The 18,050-nt window shown below is 45.0% G+C and carries 16 protein-coding genes; 12 read left to right on the top strand and 4 right to left on the bottom strand.

The window, feature by feature from the left end:
* Positions 1-4: 4 nt before the first annotated feature.
* Positions 5-220 (bottom strand): hypothetical protein, encoded by a 216-nt coding sequence (locus QUA42_RS02530; protein ID WP_333134807.1) that lies wholly within the window; start codon positions 218-220, stop codon positions 5-7.
* A 265-nt stretch (positions 221-485) separates the two neighbouring features.
* Here QUA42_RS02530 and QUA42_RS02525 point away from each other — a divergent pair, with 265 nt between their 5' ends.
* The 4 genes from QUA42_RS02525 (at position 486) to QUA42_RS02510 (ending at position 4,984) form a co-directional block, all read left to right on the top strand.
* On the top strand, positions 486-2,057 hold the full coding sequence (locus tag QUA42_RS02525) for an NAD(P)H-quinone oxidoreductase subunit N (protein WP_333134805.1): 1,572 nt from the start codon (positions 486-488) through the stop codon (positions 2,055-2,057).
* A 153-nt stretch (positions 2,058-2,210) separates the two neighbouring features.
* Positions 2,211-2,816, top strand: a complete 606-nt coding sequence (locus tag QUA42_RS02520; protein ID WP_333134803.1) for a Uma2 family endonuclease — start codon at positions 2,211-2,213, stop codon at positions 2,814-2,816.
* A gap of 139 nt (positions 2,817-2,955) precedes the next feature.
* Positions 2,956-4,566 (top strand): cyclic peptide export ABC transporter, encoded by a 1,611-nt coding sequence (locus QUA42_RS02515; RefSeq protein ID WP_333134801.1) that lies wholly within the window; start codon positions 2,956-2,958, stop codon positions 4,564-4,566.
* Positions 4,556-4,984 (top strand): GNAT family N-acetyltransferase, encoded by a 429-nt coding sequence (locus QUA42_RS02510; RefSeq protein WP_333134799.1) that lies wholly within the window; start codon positions 4,556-4,558, stop codon positions 4,982-4,984. Before QUA42_RS02515 ends, QUA42_RS02510 begins: the two co-directional genes overlap by 11 nt.
* A 2-nt stretch (positions 4,985-4,986) precedes the next feature.
* Here the strand turns inward: QUA42_RS02510 and QUA42_RS02505 are convergent, their stop codons facing one another.
* Together QUA42_RS02505 and QUA42_RS02500 are read right to left on the bottom strand one after the other, a co-directional pair.
* On the bottom strand, positions 4,987-5,346 hold the full coding sequence (locus QUA42_RS02505) for a Spx/MgsR family RNA polymerase-binding regulatory protein (protein WP_333134797.1): 360 nt from the start codon (positions 5,344-5,346) through the stop codon (positions 4,987-4,989).
* Positions 5,347-5,417: 71 nt separating this feature from the next.
* Positions 5,418-5,861: a DUF4332 domain-containing protein gene (locus tag QUA42_RS02500; RefSeq protein WP_333134795.1), complete on the bottom strand. Its 444-nt coding sequence runs from the start codon at positions 5,859-5,861 to the stop codon at positions 5,418-5,420.
* Positions 5,862-6,257: 396 nt separating this feature from the next.
* On the opposite strand from QUA42_RS02500, the gene QUA42_RS02495 reads away from it, so the two are divergent.
* From QUA42_RS02495 to QUA42_RS02465, 7 genes are all read left to right on the top strand, one after another.
* A complete protein-coding gene (locus tag QUA42_RS02495) occupies positions 6,258-7,667 on the top strand; it encodes an aminopeptidase P family protein (RefSeq protein ID WP_333134793.1) in 1,410 nt (469 codons plus the stop codon).
* A gap of 61 nt (positions 7,668-7,728) precedes the next feature.
* Positions 7,729-9,414: an adenylate/guanylate cyclase domain-containing protein gene (locus tag QUA42_RS02490; protein WP_333134791.1), complete on the top strand. Its 1,686-nt coding sequence runs from the start codon at positions 7,729-7,731 to the stop codon at positions 9,412-9,414.
* A 209-nt stretch (positions 9,415-9,623) separates the two neighbouring features.
* Entirely contained in the window at positions 9,624-10,610 is a 987-nt protein-coding gene (locus tag QUA42_RS02485) for a GntR family transcriptional regulator (RefSeq protein WP_333041052.1), read from the top strand.
* A gap of 190 nt (positions 10,611-10,800) precedes the next feature.
* Positions 10,801-11,475, top strand: a complete 675-nt coding sequence (locus QUA42_RS02480) for a nitroreductase family protein (protein ID WP_333134789.1) — start codon at positions 10,801-10,803, stop codon at positions 11,473-11,475.
* A gap of 159 nt (positions 11,476-11,634) precedes the next feature.
* A complete protein-coding gene (locus tag QUA42_RS02475) occupies positions 11,635-13,524 on the top strand; it encodes a hypothetical protein (protein ID WP_333134787.1) in 1,890 nt (629 codons plus the stop codon).
* A 169-nt stretch (positions 13,525-13,693) separates the two neighbouring features.
* A complete protein-coding gene (locus tag QUA42_RS02470) occupies positions 13,694-14,827 on the top strand; it encodes an AAA family ATPase (RefSeq protein ID WP_333134786.1) in 1,134 nt (377 codons plus the stop codon).
* Positions 14,820-15,596, top strand: a complete 777-nt coding sequence (locus QUA42_RS02465; RefSeq protein ID WP_333134784.1) for a hypothetical protein — start codon at positions 14,820-14,822, stop codon at positions 15,594-15,596. The genes QUA42_RS02470 and QUA42_RS02465 overlap by 8 nt, the downstream gene beginning before the upstream one ends.
* Positions 15,597-15,758: 162 nt before the next feature.
* Here QUA42_RS02465 and QUA42_RS02460 read toward each other — a convergent pair whose 3' ends face one another.
* The gene (locus QUA42_RS02460; protein WP_190742169.1) at positions 15,759-16,538 is read right to left on the bottom strand and encodes an ABC transporter permease; all 780 of its coding nucleotides are present in this window, start codon (positions 16,536-16,538) and stop codon (positions 15,759-15,761) included.
* A gap of 127 nt (positions 16,539-16,665) precedes the next feature.
* Between QUA42_RS02460 and QUA42_RS02455 the strand changes: the two genes are divergently transcribed.
* The gene (locus QUA42_RS02455; protein ID WP_333134782.1) at positions 16,666-17,823 is read left to right on the top strand and encodes a DegT/DnrJ/EryC1/StrS family aminotransferase; all 1,158 of its coding nucleotides are present in this window, start codon (positions 16,666-16,668) and stop codon (positions 17,821-17,823) included.
* Positions 17,824-18,050 lie beyond the last annotated feature (227 nt).

Genomic DNA, 18,050 nt, shown 5'->3' with positions numbered 1-18,050 from the left:
CGATTTATATTTTCTTGAGTCCGATCGACCTAAGTGCATCGTCCGCAATCGCCGCTAAACCTGTTCCGGTGGCGATATCTAGAACAAGCTTGCCCGATCGCACTTTTGCCACTTCTACTAACCGAGTTGCAGCTTGTTTGTGAAATTCATTCTCGTAGTCGGGGCCGTTGTTGAAGTCATTGAGAATCTGCCGTTTGTAGGCAATTAGCGAGTCAGTCATGCCGAATTACTGGTTTAACTTTCTACATTGTGACAGTTATGGTCGATCGCGACTCTCGTCGCAGGTGACATCAGCCGGCAATCTCTACAATGCCCGCAGATGTATGCAAAACCGCTACTGAGTATCAACTCTCCGGCAACAAACACCCGCCCAACTGGGATCGCGAAGCTGTAATCCGCTACAATCTGTGTTTGGTAAAGAATTTTTACAAGTTCACAGCCCATTACAGCCTTTGCGGCTTGTACTACCCAACCTGCCTGAAAATATGGATTTTGCTACTCTTGCTGCCCAGCTAAATGCTGGAACTATCTTGCCAGAGGGAATTGTCATCATCACCCTCTTGGTGGTTCTCGTCGGCGATTTAATCGTAGGCCGCAGTTCCTCGGGTTGGACTCCCTACGCTGCCGTTGCGGGTTTGCTGGCCGCCGTCGCTGCCTTGTGTTTGCAGTGGGACAACGTTGATACCATCTCGTTTCTAGGCGGTTTTAACAGCGATGCCTTGAGTTTAGTGTTTCGTGGCATTATCGCTTTGAGTGCGGCTGTCACTATTTTGATATCCGTCCGCTATGTACTGCAAACAGGTACTGCTTTAGCGGAATTTATCGGCATTTTGCTGACCGCTACTTTGGGGGGAATGTTCCTCAGCGGCGCTGATGAATTGGTGATGATTTTTATTTCGTTGGAAACTCTGAGTATCTCGTCTTATTTGCTGACGGGTTACACAAAACGCGACCCGCGTTCCAATGAAGCTGCTTTGAAATATTTGTTAATTGGGTCGTCTTCTTCGGCGGTGTTTCTCTACGGGCTTTCCCTGCTGTACGGGTTGTCTGGCGGCGAAACTAAGCTGAGTACGATCGCGGCTAACCTTTCTACTGTGAATGAAGGTCAATCTCTCGGTTTGGTGATTGCTTTGGTTTTTGCGATCGCCGGAATCGCCTTCAAAATCTCTGCGGTTCCATTCCACCAATGGACTCCTGACGTTTACGAAGGTTCTCCTACACCCGTTGTTGCCTTCCTTTCTGTCGGTTCCAAAGCAGCAGGTTTTGCCCTAGCAATCCGCTTGTTAACAAGTGCTTTCCCCGCACTTACCGAACAGTGGCACTTCGTATTCACCGCCTTAGCCATTCTCAGCATGGTGTTGGGAAATGTGGTTGCCCTCGCCCAGACTAGCATGAAGCGGCTTTTGGCTTATTCGTCGATCGCCCAAGCCGGTTTTGTGATGCTGGGTTTGATTGCAGGAACAGAAGCCGGTTACTCCAGCATGATATTTTATCTGTTGGTTTACCTGTTTATGAACTTGGGTGCTTTTGCCTGCATCATCCTGTTCTCGCTGCGGACTGGAACCGACCAAATTAGCGAATACTCTGGTTTGTACCAAAAAGACCCGCTGTTAACTTTAGCCTTAAGTATTTGCCTGCTTTCTCTCGGTGGAATTCCCCCCCTGGCTGGATTTTTCGGCAAAATCTATCTGTTCTGGGCTGGCTGGCAAGCAGGACTTTACGGCTTAGTTATTCTGGGATTAATTACCAGCGTAGTTTCGATTTACTACTACATCCGCGTTGTCAAGATGATGGTAGTAAAAGAACCTCAAGAAATGTCAGACGCGGTAAAAAATTATCCCGAAGTTCGTTGGAACCTTCAGGGAATGCGGCCTTTGCAAGTCAGCGTTGTACTCACATTGGTTGCGACAACATTGGCGGGAATTTTGTCGAACCCTTTGTTTAATTTGGCTAATGATGCTATTACCAAAACTCCCATGTTGCAGTCGGCATTGAGTCAGGTGCAACCTGTGGCTGCTGCCAAAGTTGAATCGAATTTGGTGTCTCGCCGGGATTAAGTTTTTCGGGTTTTGAAATAGTGGAAAACGCCTGACTCTTTGAAGTTGGGCGTTTCTTTTTTGTTGTGATATACTGTTAATTATGATTTTTAACCGCAGATGTAGGCAGATTAACGCAGATTAACGCAGATAAAAGTTAGTACAGAGGCCACAATGTTAGTACAAAGTAAGGCAAAGTTTTCTACTCCAGATGAGTACCGGGAGTTAGAGGAAAATGCTGAGTTTAGAAATGAATACCGCGATGGAGAAATTGTAAAAATTACGGGTGGCAGTATTAATCACAGCCAGATAATCGGTAATATTTATGCGTTCTTAAAATCTGCTTTGCGGGGAAAGAATGCCAGACCATTTATGAGCGATTTGCGGTTGTGGATTCCTCGGTATCGACGCGGGACTTATCCAGATATAATGGTAGTTGAAGGAGAATTAGTTTGCACAGAGGGACGGAAAGATGAAATACTCAATCCTGTGCTGATTGTGGAAGTGCTTTCTAAGTCTACCAAGGATTTTGATCGAGAGGATAAGTTTCGGTTTTATCGATCTATCCCTGAATTCCGTGAATATGTGTTAGTCAATCAATCTGAGTTTTTAGTCGCACAATATATTAAAACCGAATCTAATGAATGGTTGTTTCGGGAATATGAGGGAGAATCAGCAATAGTTTCCTTCGCTTCAGTGGAAGTGCAAATGTCGATGCTCGATATTTATGAGCTGGTTGTATTTGAAACCCAGAAAACGGAAGTACAAGAAGAAAATTAATGCTATTCGGGGAGGCGAATATCAAGATGTCCAACTTGTGAATCAAATTTATTCCGTAGTAATCGAGATTGTTACCAAGAAGTCGGGGATTTGGTTGTTTGCACCTGAGTTTCAAAAGTTAAATTAAAATTAAAATTAGATGAATGTAATTTGGTTACTGTTAAAGGCTTCTTGGTTAAATGTTTCCATCGCCATACTCACAGGCTTAATCAGCGGCGGTTGCAGCGCTATGTTAATTTCCCTAATTAATCGGGCAATTAGCGACAATTCAAATGGTAATTTAGTCTGGTATTTTGCGGGATTAGCAATCTTGGCTCTTTTGAGCGGCTTTGTATCCCAATTTTTGTTAATCTACCTTTCTCAAGAAGCGGTTTATAATTTGCGTCTGAGTTTGAGCCGTGGCATTTTGTCTACTCCTTTGCGGAACTTGGAAGAGTTGGGCGCTAACCGCTTGCTGGCAACTCTGACTGATGATGTGGGAACGCTTTCTAATACTATATTTTTGATTCCTTTTCTTTGTGTTGATATCGCCGTTGTCGTGGGCTGCTTAACTTATTTAAGCACGATTTCGGGTACGGTTTTTGTTGTTGTATTTGTTTTTTTGGTGCTGATGATTGGCACGGTGCAGTTGTTGCTCAGCAAAATGCGGAAATTCTTCGATTTAGCCAGAGAAGAACAAGATACATTATTTAAGCATTTTCGCAGTATTACGGATGGGATTAAGGAACTTAAACTGCATTCGTTGCGCCGCCAAGAGTTTTTTACGGAACAATTGCAGGTGAGTGCTGATGCTTCCCGCGATTATAACGTGACTGCTTTGAATACTGGCGCAGTTGCGATTGGAGTCGGTCAGTTGCTGTTTTTTATGCTGATGGGTTTGCTGCTGTTTGCTTTGCCGAAATTTGTGCCAGTTTCTACACCGGTTTTGTCAGCTTACATACTGACAAGTACCTATTTAATGTCTCCGTTTCAGAATATTTTGCAAAGGTTGCCTGCGATTTTTCGTGCTAATACTTCTGTGGAAAAGATAGAGAGAATGGGATTGGCTTTGGCGAGTCAAGCTGAGATAAGTTCAACGGTTAAACCGTTTCAAACTGCTGAGTGGGAGACGCTGGATTTAAATGGAGTAATTCACAGCTATCCGGGAGAAAAAGAAGACAGCAATTTTATTTTGGGCGAGCTTAATTTGAAGTTTCATCCGGGTCAATTGGTGTTTATAATTGGCGGTAACGGCAGCGGTAAGTCAACTCTCGCTAAGCTAATCACTGGTTTGTACATTCCTGAATCGGGAAAAATTCTCTTAGATGGCCAGCCAATTACTGATGAAAATCGAGAGTGGTACAGGCAGCATTTTTCTGCGATTTATTCGGATTTCTATCTGTTTGAAAAGCTTTTGGGGATGACTAATCACGATTTGGACAAGCAGGCTTCTGAATATTTGCGAGAGTTTCATTTAGACAATAAAGTTCAGGTGAAAGATGGAGTTTTGTCAACTACCGCTTTGTCTCAGGGACAGCGAAAGCGCCTGGCTTTGCTGACGGCGTATTTGGAAGATAGACCGATTTATTTGTTTGATGAATGGGCTTCGGATCAAGACCCGTTTTTCCGGGATATTTTTTACAAGCAGTTGCTACCGGAGTTGAAGCAACGGGGGAAAACGGTGTTTGTGATTAGTCACGATGACCGCTATTTTGATTTAGCCGATCGCGCAATTAAACTAGATTACGGTAAAGTAGAGTATGACCGATAAAATGGATAACTACCGAATTGTCGAAACTTTGACCGAAAGCCAGGTTTCCGACTTGATGGATTTGTACAAAAACGAGTTTTGGAGCGACAAGCGGACGCGGGAAGATGTGGTGAAAATGCTGGCGGCGACTGATGTTATCATTGGTTTTGTCGATGAGAGCGATCGACTAATTGGCATTACCCGCATCATTACCGATTTCGTATATAGAGCCATGATTTTTGATGTGATTATCAAGCCGACACACAGAAAGATGGGACTGGGTGCGAAGTTGATGGATGCAGTTTTAACTCATCCCAAACTGCAAGCTGTCGAGCATTTTTATCTTAATTGTTTGCCGAACATGATGCCGTTTTACGAGCGTTGGGGTTTCTCGGATGATGTGGGCGAACTAAAGTTTTTGCGGCGCACAACAGGCTAAACTCAGCCCTTTAAAAGCCCCAATTTTTCTCTAATTGCGTCTTCTTTGAAACCTACTAAAACAGCCGTTCCATCTTTCACGAAAAGAGGACGTTTCAGCAGCATCGCATCCTTAGCAAAAGCCTCCACCCACTGTTCGCTCGTCCAATTATTCTTGTCGTCGCCCAAAGCGCGGTAAGATTGACCGGAAGTATTTCGCATGGGTTGAAAACCTAAAGCAGCTACCCAGCTTTGAATTGTTTCGCGGGTCGGTGGCTGTTCTTTGGTGTTAATGAACTCGTAATTAACCTGGCTATCTTTGAGCCACTGGAAAGCTTTTTTGCAGGTGCCGCAGTTCGGGATTCCGTAAACTTGAATTGACATAATAATGCGTGTTGACTGTTGACTGTTGACTGCTGACTCTTGGCTAATAACAACTAACAACTGACAACTAACTAATGACTACTGACTAATCTAGCTTGTTGAACCCATTTTTGCACGCGATCGACTGAAGGAGTCAAGTCATTGCGCTGCATTGTCGCTACGTGCAGCCTTAAAACTTGTTGGTGCAATCTCTCCACGGGCATTTGAGCTAATTGAGCCGGAGAAGCAACGCCCGCGTGCAGTAACAGCCCGCAATACTGACACCCTACACTTGGAATTCGAGCCAAATTTGCCATCGCTACCCATTTATTAACATATTGAATGTTAATCTGTAATTGATTGGCTAGCAACACTTTCCCCGCCTGCGTTTTCGTCATGCGAATTAGTTGTCCGGTTGTGGTGATGCTGCACTCTTCCAGTTGAGATTGGTTTTCCTTGCTCAATCCCGGTAAGTGTGCGATCGGCCAATCGCGTACTTGCGCTGAAGTTTGAGGAGCTTTGTGAGAAATTTTCATGTTTTTGCAGTTAATTTTACTTATACTTTAAAGTCTAAAAGATCAAACCGTCAATATAGGCGATCGCTCACGTCACCCAATCAACAAAAACCAGACCAAGGAATTTGACTAATTGCGGGTGTTGTGACATTTCTGCTAATTGCCTGGAAAATAGCACTTTCAGCCTGTTTTTCCTGCCTGTGGATCAGGCTTACTGCTTAACCCAATCATCCCCGCGATGACGGCAAAGACTATAAAAAAGACAGCCTATAAATGCTAGCAAAAAAGAAATTCCCGATGAGAATTATCTCAAAAATGACTGCCAAGTTTGCAGTCATGATTTTAGTGCTTTAATGCTGAGAATGCAAAAACTTGTGGCTGACTGCAAACCCAACTCAAAATTATAGGTTTTTACCCATGACAATTACACAAGGTTATGATTTGTTAACTAATACTCTACACCAACGACGGCAAAAACTGGCCAGTTTAATTAATTTTCCGGTAATTTTATGGTCGGGGCGCAGCATTCCTCGCAATTATCCGGCACTTACTTATCCCTTTCGTGCCAGCAGTCACTTTCTATATTTTGCTGGTTTGCCCTTAGAAAATGCTGCCATTCGCTTAGAATCGGGCAAATTAGAACTGTTCTTAGATGACACACCTGCTAGCAGCACTCTTTGGCACGGAGAAATGCCGAAAAGAGCAGCAATTGCCGAACTAATTGGGGCTGATGGTGCTTTCCCAATGGCCGAATTGAAAGCACGATCCTCTTCGAGGGCTCCGCTAACAACAAATGCAGCAACGATCGCCGTTCAGGATTCTTGGACTCAGTTGCAACAGTCTCAAATTCTCGATCGCCCTCTGGCACCGCCCAACTCGCCAACCGGAATCGACCTAGAATTAACTCAGGCGATCGTATCTCTGCGCCTGAGCCACGATGCAGGCAGTTTGGCCGAATTGCGTCAAGCTGCGGCTGTCACTGTAGAAGCTCACAAAGCAGGAATGGCCGCAACTCGAAATGCTCAAATTGAAGCAGGGGTGCGCGCTGCAATGGAAAGTGTCATCATCTCCAATAATATGACCTATGCGTATCCTAGTATCGTTACTGTGCATGGAGAAGTGCTGCACAGCGAACATTATCACAATTCCCTACAAACCGGAGATTTGTTGTTAGCAGATGTCGGTGCGGAAACATCAACGGGATGGGCGGCTGATGTGACTCGCACTTGGCCTGTTTCTGGCAAGTTTTCTCCGACTCAAAGAGCGATTTATGATGTAGTTTTGGCAGCGCACGATGCTTGTATTGATTACATTAGTCCGGGGGTGGAATATCAAGACATTCATCTGTTAGCTGCTCGGATTATGGCGGAAGGATTGGTTGATTTGGGCATCTTGCGGGGCAATGTTGAAGATTTGGTAGAAATGGATGCTCACGCGCTATTTTTTGTACACGGAATCGGACATTTAATCGGTTTGGATGTTCACGATATGGAAGATTTAGGAGATTTAGCTGGCTATGAAGAAGGAAGAACGAGAAGCAGTCGGTTTGGGTTGGGATTTTTGCGCTTGAATCGAGTTTTGCGTCCCGGAATGCTGGTATCGATAGAACCGGGATTTTATCAAGTGCCGGCTATCTTAAATAACCCAGAAAACCGCGCCAAATATGAAGATTTTGTTAAGTGGGAGGAGTTGGAAAAATTTGCCGATGTGCGGGGGATACGCATAGAAGATGATATACTTGTCATCGATGAGGGTAGAGAAGTATTGACTGAGAAATTACCCACAAAAGCTCTGCAGATTGAGGAGCTAGTTGCGGTAAATACGTAAGTAGAGCCGAGTTCGATCGCACATACGCAGTTCCATCCGGGGTGAAAAAAAATAAATAAAGATGAATAAAGGTTGGCAAAAAAGTCTTTTGATATCAGTTAAAAAAGTGCTCTCGCAAGTCAGAAAACTCGCAGCACTAATACTTCCACGCATTGTTCGTAAACCTGTATCCTCGCCGCCGCCGATGCAAGCTGCACCTTTGCCCAGCAACGAAGAAGAGAGGCTAGAAGCACTTCATCGCTACGACATTCTAGATACAGAGGCAGAAGCAGCTTTTGACGATCTAACAGCTTTAGCCTCGTATATTTGCGGCACTCCTATTGCTTTAGTAAGTTTGATAGATTCTAACAGACAGTGGTTTAAATCAAAAACCGGTCTGGAAGTGCCCGAAACTCCGAGAGAGTCAGCTTTTTGCGCCCACGCTATTTTAAATCCCAACGAATTGCTAGTTGTACCCAATGCTCTAGATGACGATCGCTTTGCCGCCAATCCGCTAGTAACTTCCAATCCAAATATTCGGTTTTATGCTGGCGCACCGCTAGTAACTCCTGACGGTTATCCGATTGGCACTTTGTGCGCGATAGATACAATCCCTCGTAATCTCGCCCCAGAACAGCTAGAAGCGCTGCGGACTTTAGGACGGCAAATTATCAACCACATGGAGTTGCGAATCAATCTGACTAAATTAAAGCGGGCACAGCTCAGGAACAAACAAGTAGAAGAAAAACTCCGTTCTACCGACGAGCAAATTGTCAATTTTTTAGAAGGAATGAGCGATGCTTTTTTTGCTTTCGACACCCAGTGGCGATTTACTTACGTCAATTACAAAGGATCACAATTTTTGAAGCGCTCGCAGGAAGAACTTTATGGTAAAAATTTTTGGGAAGAGTTTCCCGAATTCGCAAATTCTGATTTTTATAAAGAGTATCATGAAGCTGTAGCTAAACAAATTGGAGTGGCTTTTGAAAAATATTATCGCCCCTTAAAAGTGTGGTTGGAAGTCCGGGTTTTTCCTTCTCACGACGGCATTTCTGTGTTTTTTCATGATATAACTAAGCGCAGGCAGATGGAATCTGCACTCAGGAAAGAACAGAAAAAAACTGAAAGTTTACTGCTAAATATTTTGCCAGAACCGATCGTCCACAGGTTGAAGCATAAACCGGGGGTGATTGCTGACAAGTTTGAAAAAGCAACAATTCTTTTTGCTGACTTGGTGAATTTTACCCAAATTTCTACTACCATGTCCGCAACTAAATTAGTATACTTACTGAATGAAATTTTCTCAATTTTTGACCAACTGAGTGAGAAGCACGGCTTAGAAAAAATCAAGACGATCGGGGATGCTTACATGGTAGCAGCCGGTATTCCCATTGAACGTCCAGACCACGCACAGGCGATCGCCGAAATGGCGCTGGATATGCTAGCAGCAATTAAGGAATTAAATGTGAAGCTAGATACGAAATTTGACCTCCGCATCGGGATTAATAGCGGGCCGGTGGTAGCGGGGGTAATCGGCACTAAAAAATTTATTTACGACTTGTGGGGAAATGCAGTGAATACAGCCAGCCGCATGGAATCTCACGGCATAACAGGTCGCATTCAAGTCAGCCACTATACTTATAAGTTGCTGCAGGATAAATATGAATTTGAAGATCGCGGCGAGATCGAGATTAAAGGTCAAGGGGAAATGCAAAGTTATTTGCTGACGGGCAGAAAAATAGCAAGCGAGCTCAAAATCTCAGAGTAAATAAAACTAAGACTTGAAAGTACCTGATTGTTGAGGGAAACTCCGGAGGCTGCGATTAATCGCCAATAAGGCGCGATCGTCCTGTGGCAGAACGGCTGCTGCAGATCAACCAAATAAGATTATGCTATAGACAGAGATATCGGAGCAATCCTAGGCGCGGTACTCGACGTTATAAAAATACTAAGTTGAAGTCGTCGGAGCCTTTAATAATGGTTCAATTTCATATTCAAACAGATAGCGATATTCCAGCATCCACCCAACTATTCAATCAAATCAGGTTTGCGATCGCCTCGCGACAATTTCCGCCCGGACACCGCTTGCCCAGCACCAGACAGCTAGCCATGCAGACGGGTTTGCACCGCAACACCATCAGCAAAGTATACCGCCAGCTCGAAAATACCGGACTCGTAGAAGCCCAAGCAGGATCGGGCATTTACGTCCGCGCTCAAGGCAACGAAGTTGTAGGCAACAAACACAAATCTCCGATCCTCGAAGAATATCCCCTTGCCAACAAAATAGTGCAAGGAAGTATCGATAAACTGCTGGAACAGGGCTGTACGCTCAACCAAGCGAGGGAATTATTTTTGGCCGAAATTGACTGGCGGCTCAGGTGCAGCGCCCGAGTGGTCGTCACAGCCCCCACAGAAGACATCGGCGTGGGTGAACTGATGGCGAAAGAACTCGAACAAGCTCTTCGCATTCCCATACAGTTAGTGCCGATGGAACAGCTAGGTACTTTTTTGGATCAAATCTCTTCGGGAACTGTGATCACGAGTCGATATTTTATCGGAGAAGCAGAATCGATTTCGGCACCGCGTTCGGTGCGAGTTATTCCTGTAGACATCTACGACTACAGCCAGGAAATCCAGTTAGTGGGGGGTTTGCCGAAAGACAGTTATTTGGGTCTCGTTAGCCTGAGTCCGGGAATGCTACGATCGACCGAAGTCATCATCCACAGCATCCGGGGAGAGGATTTGCTGGTGATGACGGCCTTGGTGTCAGACGAGTACAAGATTAACTCGATCGTGCGATCGGCCAGAACAATTTTTTGCGACCAACCGAGTTTTGCTACAGTTAAAGCTGCCATCAATGCGGCTAGAGAAGATATTATTCGTCCTCCGCAACTGATATGCTCCGAAAATTACATCGGCTCTAAGTCGATTAATTTGCTCAAGCGCGAGTTGGGCTTGGGATAACGAAGGAAGAAGGAAGAAGGAAGAAGGAAGAAGGAAGAATGCAGAGGGAAGAAGGAAGAAGGAAGAAAAACAATTCAACTTTTTTAAGTTACCAATCCCAATGCCCAATGCCCAATGCCCCAATCCCAATGCCCAATGCCCAATGCCCAATGCCCAATTACCGATTACCAATTACCCATTAGAATTATCCATGACAATTGAAATCCAACCTTCAATTAATGTTAAAACGGCGATCGAAAGCCGCCGGGCCGCGCGCAGCTTCAAACCCGATCCGATTCCCCCAGCAATATTGGCTGAGATTTTGCGGTTGGGAGTGCGATCGCCCTCTGGTTACAACTTGCAGCCTTGGCGGTTTATCCTACTTCAAGACTCAGCCAGCAAAGAAAAATTAAAAGCTTGCGCCTTTGATCAGCGCCAAGTGGTAGAAGCCCCAGTAGTATTAATCTGTTGTGGCGATCGACGCGCCGCCAGGCCCGAAAACACCGAAGCTGTCATCGAATTGGGCAAAGCCACAGGGGCAATGAATGACAATTTAGCCGGTTATATGCGACAAGCAATCCCGCAATTGTTCGAGAACCGTCCCTGCTTCGACTCCCTAGAAGCTTGGACAAACAGACATACAATGCTCGCAGTAGCCCACTTAATGATTGCAGCTAAAAGTTTTGGGGTAGACAGTTGTCCGATGGAAGGTTTTGTCAGCGCTAAGGTGAAAGAAGTTTTTCAAATTCCCGAAGAAGTAGATGTTTGCTGTTTGCTGCCACTTGGTTATGCAGCAGAACCTTTCAAACAATATGGCGGACGTTTTGACGTGACTCAAGTTTATTACAGCGAAAGTTATGGACAGGCTTTGCAAGCTGAGATTTGAGAGTTAAGATTTTGTTGCAACTTGAATTTTAAGAGTTAAGATTTGGAATGAATTGGTGCCCTAGTTCAAAAAAATCAAAAATCCCGACAGTTCGGCAATCTAAAATCAAAAATCCCAAATCTAAAATCGAAAGTGGTGATATCAGAGAGAGGAAAAAATATGACAGCAGCAACGCGACAAAGCAACGCACAAATTCTCGAAGTAAAATTGCAGCAACACTTGCAAGCAGCCGGCTTTAAAAACTTACCGCTTTATATTAGTTGTGATTTTCGAGATGAATCTTTAACGGTTGTGGGAGAACACCCGCGCAGTTTAGTTCTCAAAGCCAAACCGACTTTTGCGGTGCTAGAAGCAGCAATTCTTGAAATAGAACCCGAATCTATTCAACAGATTGGACTTTGCCTAAAAATTACCGGGCAAAAACAGCCTTATGCTTTCCATTCTTTTACCATGCACCAGCCTGTTTTGTCAAGACCAAAAACAGTGCAGTTGTTCAAAAAAACCGAGAATACCCCCGCAGAAGAAACAGGGATAGTCTTAACAGAAAATGTTGCTCAGACGGCGGATGTAGAGGAGGAGATACCGTTAGAAACGGATGGGAAAGATGCGTGGGATGAAGAATATTTCCCCAATTTGTCGGAGAGTTCCAGCAATTCCGAGCCGATCGCCTTTAAGGTAGCTGCAATCCCGGCAGATATTGCAGACAATCCCTTCAATCCGCTGGATATGGAAGCGGTAGCAGTTGCCCAAAAACCCAAGCATTCACCGTTTGCGATGCTGGCTGCAGCAGGAATGGTGAGCATGGCGGCGCTAATTTTGGCAGGCGGTTATTATATGCTGAGCCGCCCCTGTGTCATCGGAGAATGTACTGCATTAGCTAATGCCAAACAGTTGAGCGATAATTCGACGAAGACGCTGAAAACCTCAAAAGTTGCCAACAGCCCCCAAGAAGCGCAGCGACAGTTAAAACAGGCGATTGCCCTTTTAGAACCGATTCCCTCCTGGTCAATTCATCGCGGTGAAGCTCAAAGCGCTCTGGAAACCTACCGTTCGCAAAATCAGAATTTAAACTCTGCGATCGATGCAGCGCGCCTCGCACAGTCAGCAGCCCAGAAAACCCAAAATCCGCCTTATTCTGCCGAGAACGGGCAGGAAGCGCAAGCTCTGTGGCAAAGTGCGATCGCCGAACTCGGAGAAATTCCCACAGACAGCCCAGTTTATCCGTTTGCTCAGAGAAAGACAAAAGAATACGCGAAGAATTTAGCAACTGGAAATAGGCAGTTAAGTACAGAGAAAAAAGCCGAAAAAACGCTGCTCGCGGCCAAAAGTAGAGCCCAAATAGCAGAAGCTCGCGAAGCAGTAGCTCAGACAGCCGAGACTTGGGATCAAGTGCAATCAGGTTGGGAAGAATCCCTCGACATCCTATCAGAAATTCCCACGAGCACGACATCTTACCAACAAGCTAAACTGTTAGTTCCTAAATACGAAACCAAACTTTCAGAAGCTCGCGAGCGCAAAAATGTCGAAGGAATTTCGGAAAATGCGTATACTCAAGCTGTGACTTTAGCAGCGGAAGCTCAAATTTTTGAGGGCAAAAACGCCTGGTTTAAAGCATCAGAATCCTGGCGAAGAGCTTTGAGTTACGCGGAGCAAGTGCCGGCGGCAACTGCCTATTCTCAGAAAGCCCAACCGCTGATCGCTTCCTACAAAACTTCATTGCAGCAAGCAGAAGTAAGGTTACAGGAAGAAAGGAACCTGCAAAAAGCCCGCACCGATTTAGATAGAACTTGTAAAGGCAACCCCAAGATTTGCGACTATACTGTTAGCAAAGATTTGATTGCGGTACAGATGACTCCTAATTACGTGCAGAAACTGCAACAAACTTTCATTCAAGCAAACAACAACAATGCTGTGAAGTCTCGCCAAGCTGTAGAAAAGCACGTTCAAACGTTGCAAAAAGCTTTGGAGGCGATCGCCGAAAACGCCAAAATCCCGATGCAGGTGTACGATGGCGAAGGCAAGCGGATTGGGAGTCACGAACCGAAGTAAGCTGTTACGGCATTTAATTTTAGTTTTTGGGGCGGGCTAGAAGCAACGCCCCACTCATTGTTTCAAGAAACAGGATAGTTAAAATTAGATCCGCGCCAACAACTTAGAATATCCGAACACACACTACAATTTCGGCAATCAAACTGTATAAAATAATATTAGCAATCAAATGCTAGAAAAGGTCAAACTTCATAACTTCAAAAGTCATCAAGATACAGAACTTAATTTTGATAATTCACGCCTACACGCACTCGTAGGACAAAACAGTTCTGGTAAAACATCAGTGTTGCAAGCATTGCATTATCTCAGTAGGCTTGCTAATTCATCATTTGCCAATATTTTTCAGTATGAAAGAGCGCCTCAATTTATTACAACAATTGGGCACAATAATATGTCTGTTACTGCAAGTGGTTATTGGGGATACAATCCTCGGGCTGATTGGGAAGCTTCCTATAGCTGGACACAAAGCGTTAACCCTCCTTGGTCTCCGATAGCATCATGGAAAGTGGAGCGAGAACCTGGAAAGGTGCAAGGATGGTCAAGTTCACTAAGCGATGCTAAATATCCACTTCCTAAATCTTTGAGACACTCAGTTCATCTTAAGCTAGTAGCTACTAATCTTGCAAAAGCAGCTTACAGCGATGCAATTACCCCGCGAGTAGAGTTCGATGGTTCAGGGTTAGCACCTACCTTAGACTATCTTCGTGACGAAGCTCCAGATGAATTTCAATCTTTACAAGAAATGTTGAAACGGATTGTACCAGGTGTACGCGAGGTAGGGGTAAGGCGAGCTAAGGTTATGGTCAATCGCCAACGCTTAATCGAAGTCGATGGCAAATCTATCTCCTACGAAGAAAGTCAGGAAATGGCAGGGCAAGAAGTTGTCCTAGATATGAATACTGGTAAGCGTATTCCAGCCCATGCCATTAGCGAAGGAACAATGCTCGCTCTCGGATTATTAACTGTTTTGATGAATCCCAATCAACCTAATTTAGTGTTACTAGATGATGTTGAACAGGGACTCCATCCCAAAGCGCAACGAGAATTAATCGCTGTTTTCAAGGAAATTCTTCAAGACAACAGCAATCTGCAAATTATTTTTTCTACCCATTCTCCTTACATTGTGGATGAACTTCTTCCGTCTCAAGTCCACGTATTAAGTAACAACAATTCAGGTGTGACTCGTTGCAAACGATTGGATGAACATCCTGATGTCGAATGGGCAAAACAAACTTTAACCACGGGAGAATTCTGGGATGCGGAGGGAGAAGATTGGGTGGTTGCAGGAGAAATAAATGATTGAGTTTGTGGTGATTGTGGAAAGTAGCGCAGATGCACGAACCGCTACTAAATTAGCCGATCGCCTTTTAGTGGATAAAATTGATTGGTTAGACTCTGGACAGCTTCAATATTTATTTCGTTGGAGTGGCTTACAAGAAAATACAGAACATTCCTGTTGGCAAGATATTAATCAAATTATAGATAATTTGCAACAAAGCTTAGGATTCCGTCCACCAAGGTATTTAGGTCATGGTAAAGATGGAGCATTAAAAGCTGATGGTGCAGCAGCTATAAAAATTCTGAATTTAGTAAGATTTATTCAAAAAACACGACAGATTAAAGCAGTTCTCCTGATCCGGGATTTAGATAATCAACCTGAACGAAGAGAAGGTATTGAGCAAGCACGTTCTGAACACATTAATCGACAACCTAAATTAGAAATTATTATTGGTACAGCCAACAGAATGCGGGAAGCCTGGGTATTGAATGGGTTTATTCCATCTACTCAAGAGGAAGAACGAATTTTTCAAGAGATAACGACACAATTGAGGTTTAATCCTTGCGAGGAGTCACACAAATTACGCTCTAACTCATGGAAAGAACCCGATCGCATTAGAAATCCTAAAGTTGTTGTGGAAAAGCTAACAGGTGGCCAAATGGAACGCGAACAACAGTGCTGGGAAGAGACGAGTCTGGAACTTCTACGAAAAAACGGTGTTCATACAGGCTTAACAGCCTATATTCATGAAATCGAGGAACGATTAATTCCAATCATTGGATCTGCTGAGTAAGATCAGCCCGATATTCCCTAAACCTGCCCCGACCGGATCTTGGGGTCGATAAAATCACGGGCGGGGCGGGTTTATGATATTTATCATTTGTATGGGAGACATTGGTGAACCAGCCCCTACGGTAATCATAATCAATTTACATCTACAATTACCAATTCCCAATTACCATTTGATCAATTGTGCATCTTGATTAAAAAACTTCCGGGACAATCCCTCAGTCAACAGCAGAGTTGCGATTACAGTTGCCAGCGCTAACACAAACATAATCAAAATCTGGTAAGATGCTGCATCGAGAGGACTGACACCGCTCAGCATTTGACCTGTCATCATCCCCGGTAAAGTTACTATTCCTACGACCGTCATTGTATTTAAGAGCGGGATTAATCCCGCTTTTATCGCATCTTTGCGGTACTGTTTTACTGCTTGCTGCGGAGTGGAACCTAAACTTAAATGGGTTTCTATTTCTAACTGGCTGCTATTAACTGTACTGACAAGTCTTTCGCCGGCGATCGCCCCGGAGTTCATAGCATTGCCCAAAATCATCCCCGCTAAAGGAATCAGGTATTGCGGTTCGTACCAAGGGTCAGGTTGCAAAATTAGCAAGTTTGTATAGGCGAGAGTCAAGGCCGTACTGATAAAAATTGAGCCCCAAACTAAGGGCAGTAAGTTCTTGATTTTTTTGCTGATGCGGTTGCTGGCAACCATGCTAGCAGTTGTCAGCATGATTGCTAAAACTGCTAAAACCAGCCAAGGATTTTTTCCCTCGGGGTCAAATACGACTGCGAGCACGTATCCGACTAAGATTAGCTGGATCAGAGTGCGCCCCGCCGCGATCGCGATCGCCCCCTCCAGCCCCAATCCCTGCCACGCCGAAAGCCCGATCGCGATCGCCACCATCCCCAAAGCCCAACCCAAATCTGTAAAATCTAGCAGAATTAACACCGGCCTACCCTTTCGATAATGTGATTGTTTGCCTGTCCAAATATAAGATATTTGAATAAACGTTTCTCGGAAACAGTTTTGCTGCAAGAATTTGCTTTGATAATGGTTGAAATTTATGGTGTGAAGAGTGAATAATGTTCCCCCCCTCGACTTAACCCGCCAATACGCGCAGATTGGCGACGAGATAACCGCTGCGGTGCAAAAAGTGCTTGCCTCTGGCGGCTACGTAGGCGGCCCAGCCGTGAAGAGTTTTGAACGAGAGTTCGCCGACTACATCGGCGTTTCCGAGTGCGTTGGCTGCAACTCCGGCACGGATGCCCTGATTTTGGCCTTGCGAGCTCTCAAAATTGGCCCTGGCGATGAAGTGATTACCACTCCTTTTACCTTTTTTGCTTCGGCTGAGACAATTAGCGCCGTCGGCGCGACTCCAGTATTTGTCGATATTGACAGCGAGACTTTTAATCTGGATGTCGAGCTCCTCGAAGCGGCAATTACCGACAAAACCAAGGCAATTATGCCCGTCCACATCTTTGGCCAACCGGTAGACATGACTCGGTTGATGGAAATTGCGACTCGGCACAATTTAGCCGTAATTGAAGATTGCGCCCAATCTGTCGGGGCCCAATGGCAATCTCGAAAAGTCGGCAGCATTGGTCATGTCGGCTGCTTCAGTTTTTATCCGACCAAAAATTTAGGTGCTTGCGGTGACGGTGGCGCGGTGACGACAAATGATCCAGCCCTCGCAGCTTCGATGCGAGTGCTCAAAGAACACGGACAGTCTTCTAGATATTTCTACGAAGAAATCGGGTACAACAGCCGTTTAGATGCCCTGCAAGCGGTGATTCTCAGCATTAAATTGCGGTATCTCGACAGTTGGAACGTGCAGCGCCAGGAGAAAGCGGCACTTTACACCGAATTTCTCTCCCGCGTGCCCGGAGTTGCCGTCCCCAAAGAGTTGCCGGAAGCAAAAGGAGTTTGGAATCAATACACGATCCGGCTGACAAGTCCAGAAGAGGCGCAAAATCCCTCTGGCAATTTTCGAGATTGGATGCGGGCTCAGTTGCAGGAAGCTGGCATCGGTTCGATGGTTTACTATCCGTTACCTTTGCACCTGCAACCTGTTTACAAATCTTTGGCTTATCAAGCAGGTCAGTTGCCCAAGGCTGAGCAAGTTTGTCGCGAAGTCTTGTCTTTGCCGATGTTCCCGGAACTGTCGAGGGATCAACAAGAGCGGACGATTTATGGTCTGAAAGATTGCTTGGCAAAGGCCGATCGCATCCGGTAGCTGTGGCGCGATGGCATAAGCGAGGGAAATGCAGGAGGAGAAAAGAATTGCAGGGTTGCAGTGGTGTGAGAATGTGCAGCGGTCCGGGAGAACCGTTAAGTATTTTGACCGATCACTTGTACTTTTATGTACTATATTTAATGAAAAGAAACAAATTTAGGCTAGCAATCCGCCTCGAACGGGTGCATTTTCCGCTCGCCTAAACCTTGGAATGCGATCGGTCAATG

Source organism: Microcoleus sp. Pol11C2 (genome assembly GCF_036701505.1).
In the GTDB taxonomy this organism is placed as follows: Bacteria; Cyanobacteriota; Cyanobacteriia; order Cyanobacteriales; family Microcoleaceae; genus Microcoleus.
The sequence above is the reverse complement of the archived record's forward strand: the minus strand, read 5'-3'. Positions and strand labels throughout refer to the sequence as shown.

Bases quoted from the DNA above. Each gene is read 5' to 3' on its own strand.
- QUA42_RS02475 (WP_333134787.1), top strand. From the start codon at position 11,635: ATGACAGCAGCAACGCGACAAAGCAACGCACAAATTCTCGAAGTAAAA.
- QUA42_RS02510 (WP_333134799.1), top strand. From the start codon at position 4,556: ATGACCGATAAAATGGATAACTACCGAATTGTCGAAACTTTGACCGAA.
- QUA42_RS02525 (WP_333134805.1), top strand. From the start codon at position 486: ATGGATTTTGCTACTCTTGCTGCCCAGCTAAATGCTGGAACTATCTTG.
- QUA42_RS02520 (WP_333134803.1), top strand. From the start codon at position 2,211: ATGTTAGTACAAAGTAAGGCAAAGTTTTCTACTCCAGATGAGTACCGG.
- QUA42_RS02485 (WP_333041052.1), top strand. From the start codon at position 9,624: ATGGTTCAATTTCATATTCAAACAGATAGCGATATTCCAGCATCCACC.
- QUA42_RS02515 (WP_333134801.1), top strand. From the start codon at position 2,956: ATGAATGTAATTTGGTTACTGTTAAAGGCTTCTTGGTTAAATGTTTCC.
- QUA42_RS02500 (WP_333134795.1), bottom strand. From the start codon at position 5,861: ATGAAAATTTCTCACAAAGCTCCTCAAACTTCAGCGCAAGTACGCGAT.
- QUA42_RS02490 (WP_333134791.1), top strand. From the start codon at position 7,729: ATGAATAAAGGTTGGCAAAAAAGTCTTTTGATATCAGTTAAAAAAGTG.
- QUA42_RS02480 (WP_333134789.1), top strand. From the start codon at position 10,801: ATGACAATTGAAATCCAACCTTCAATTAATGTTAAAACGGCGATCGAA.
- QUA42_RS02530 (WP_333134807.1), bottom strand. From the start codon at position 220: ATGACTGACTCGCTAATTGCCTACAAACGGCAGATTCTCAATGACTTC.
- QUA42_RS02495 (WP_333134793.1), top strand. From the start codon at position 6,258: ATGACAATTACACAAGGTTATGATTTGTTAACTAATACTCTACACCAA.
- QUA42_RS02470 (WP_333134786.1), top strand. From the start codon at position 13,694: ATGCTAGAAAAGGTCAAACTTCATAACTTCAAAAGTCATCAAGATACA.
- QUA42_RS02465 (WP_333134784.1), top strand. From the start codon at position 14,820: ATGATTGAGTTTGTGGTGATTGTGGAAAGTAGCGCAGATGCACGAACC.
- QUA42_RS02505 (WP_333134797.1), bottom strand. From the start codon at position 5,346: ATGTCAATTCAAGTTTACGGAATCCCGAACTGCGGCACCTGCAAAAAA.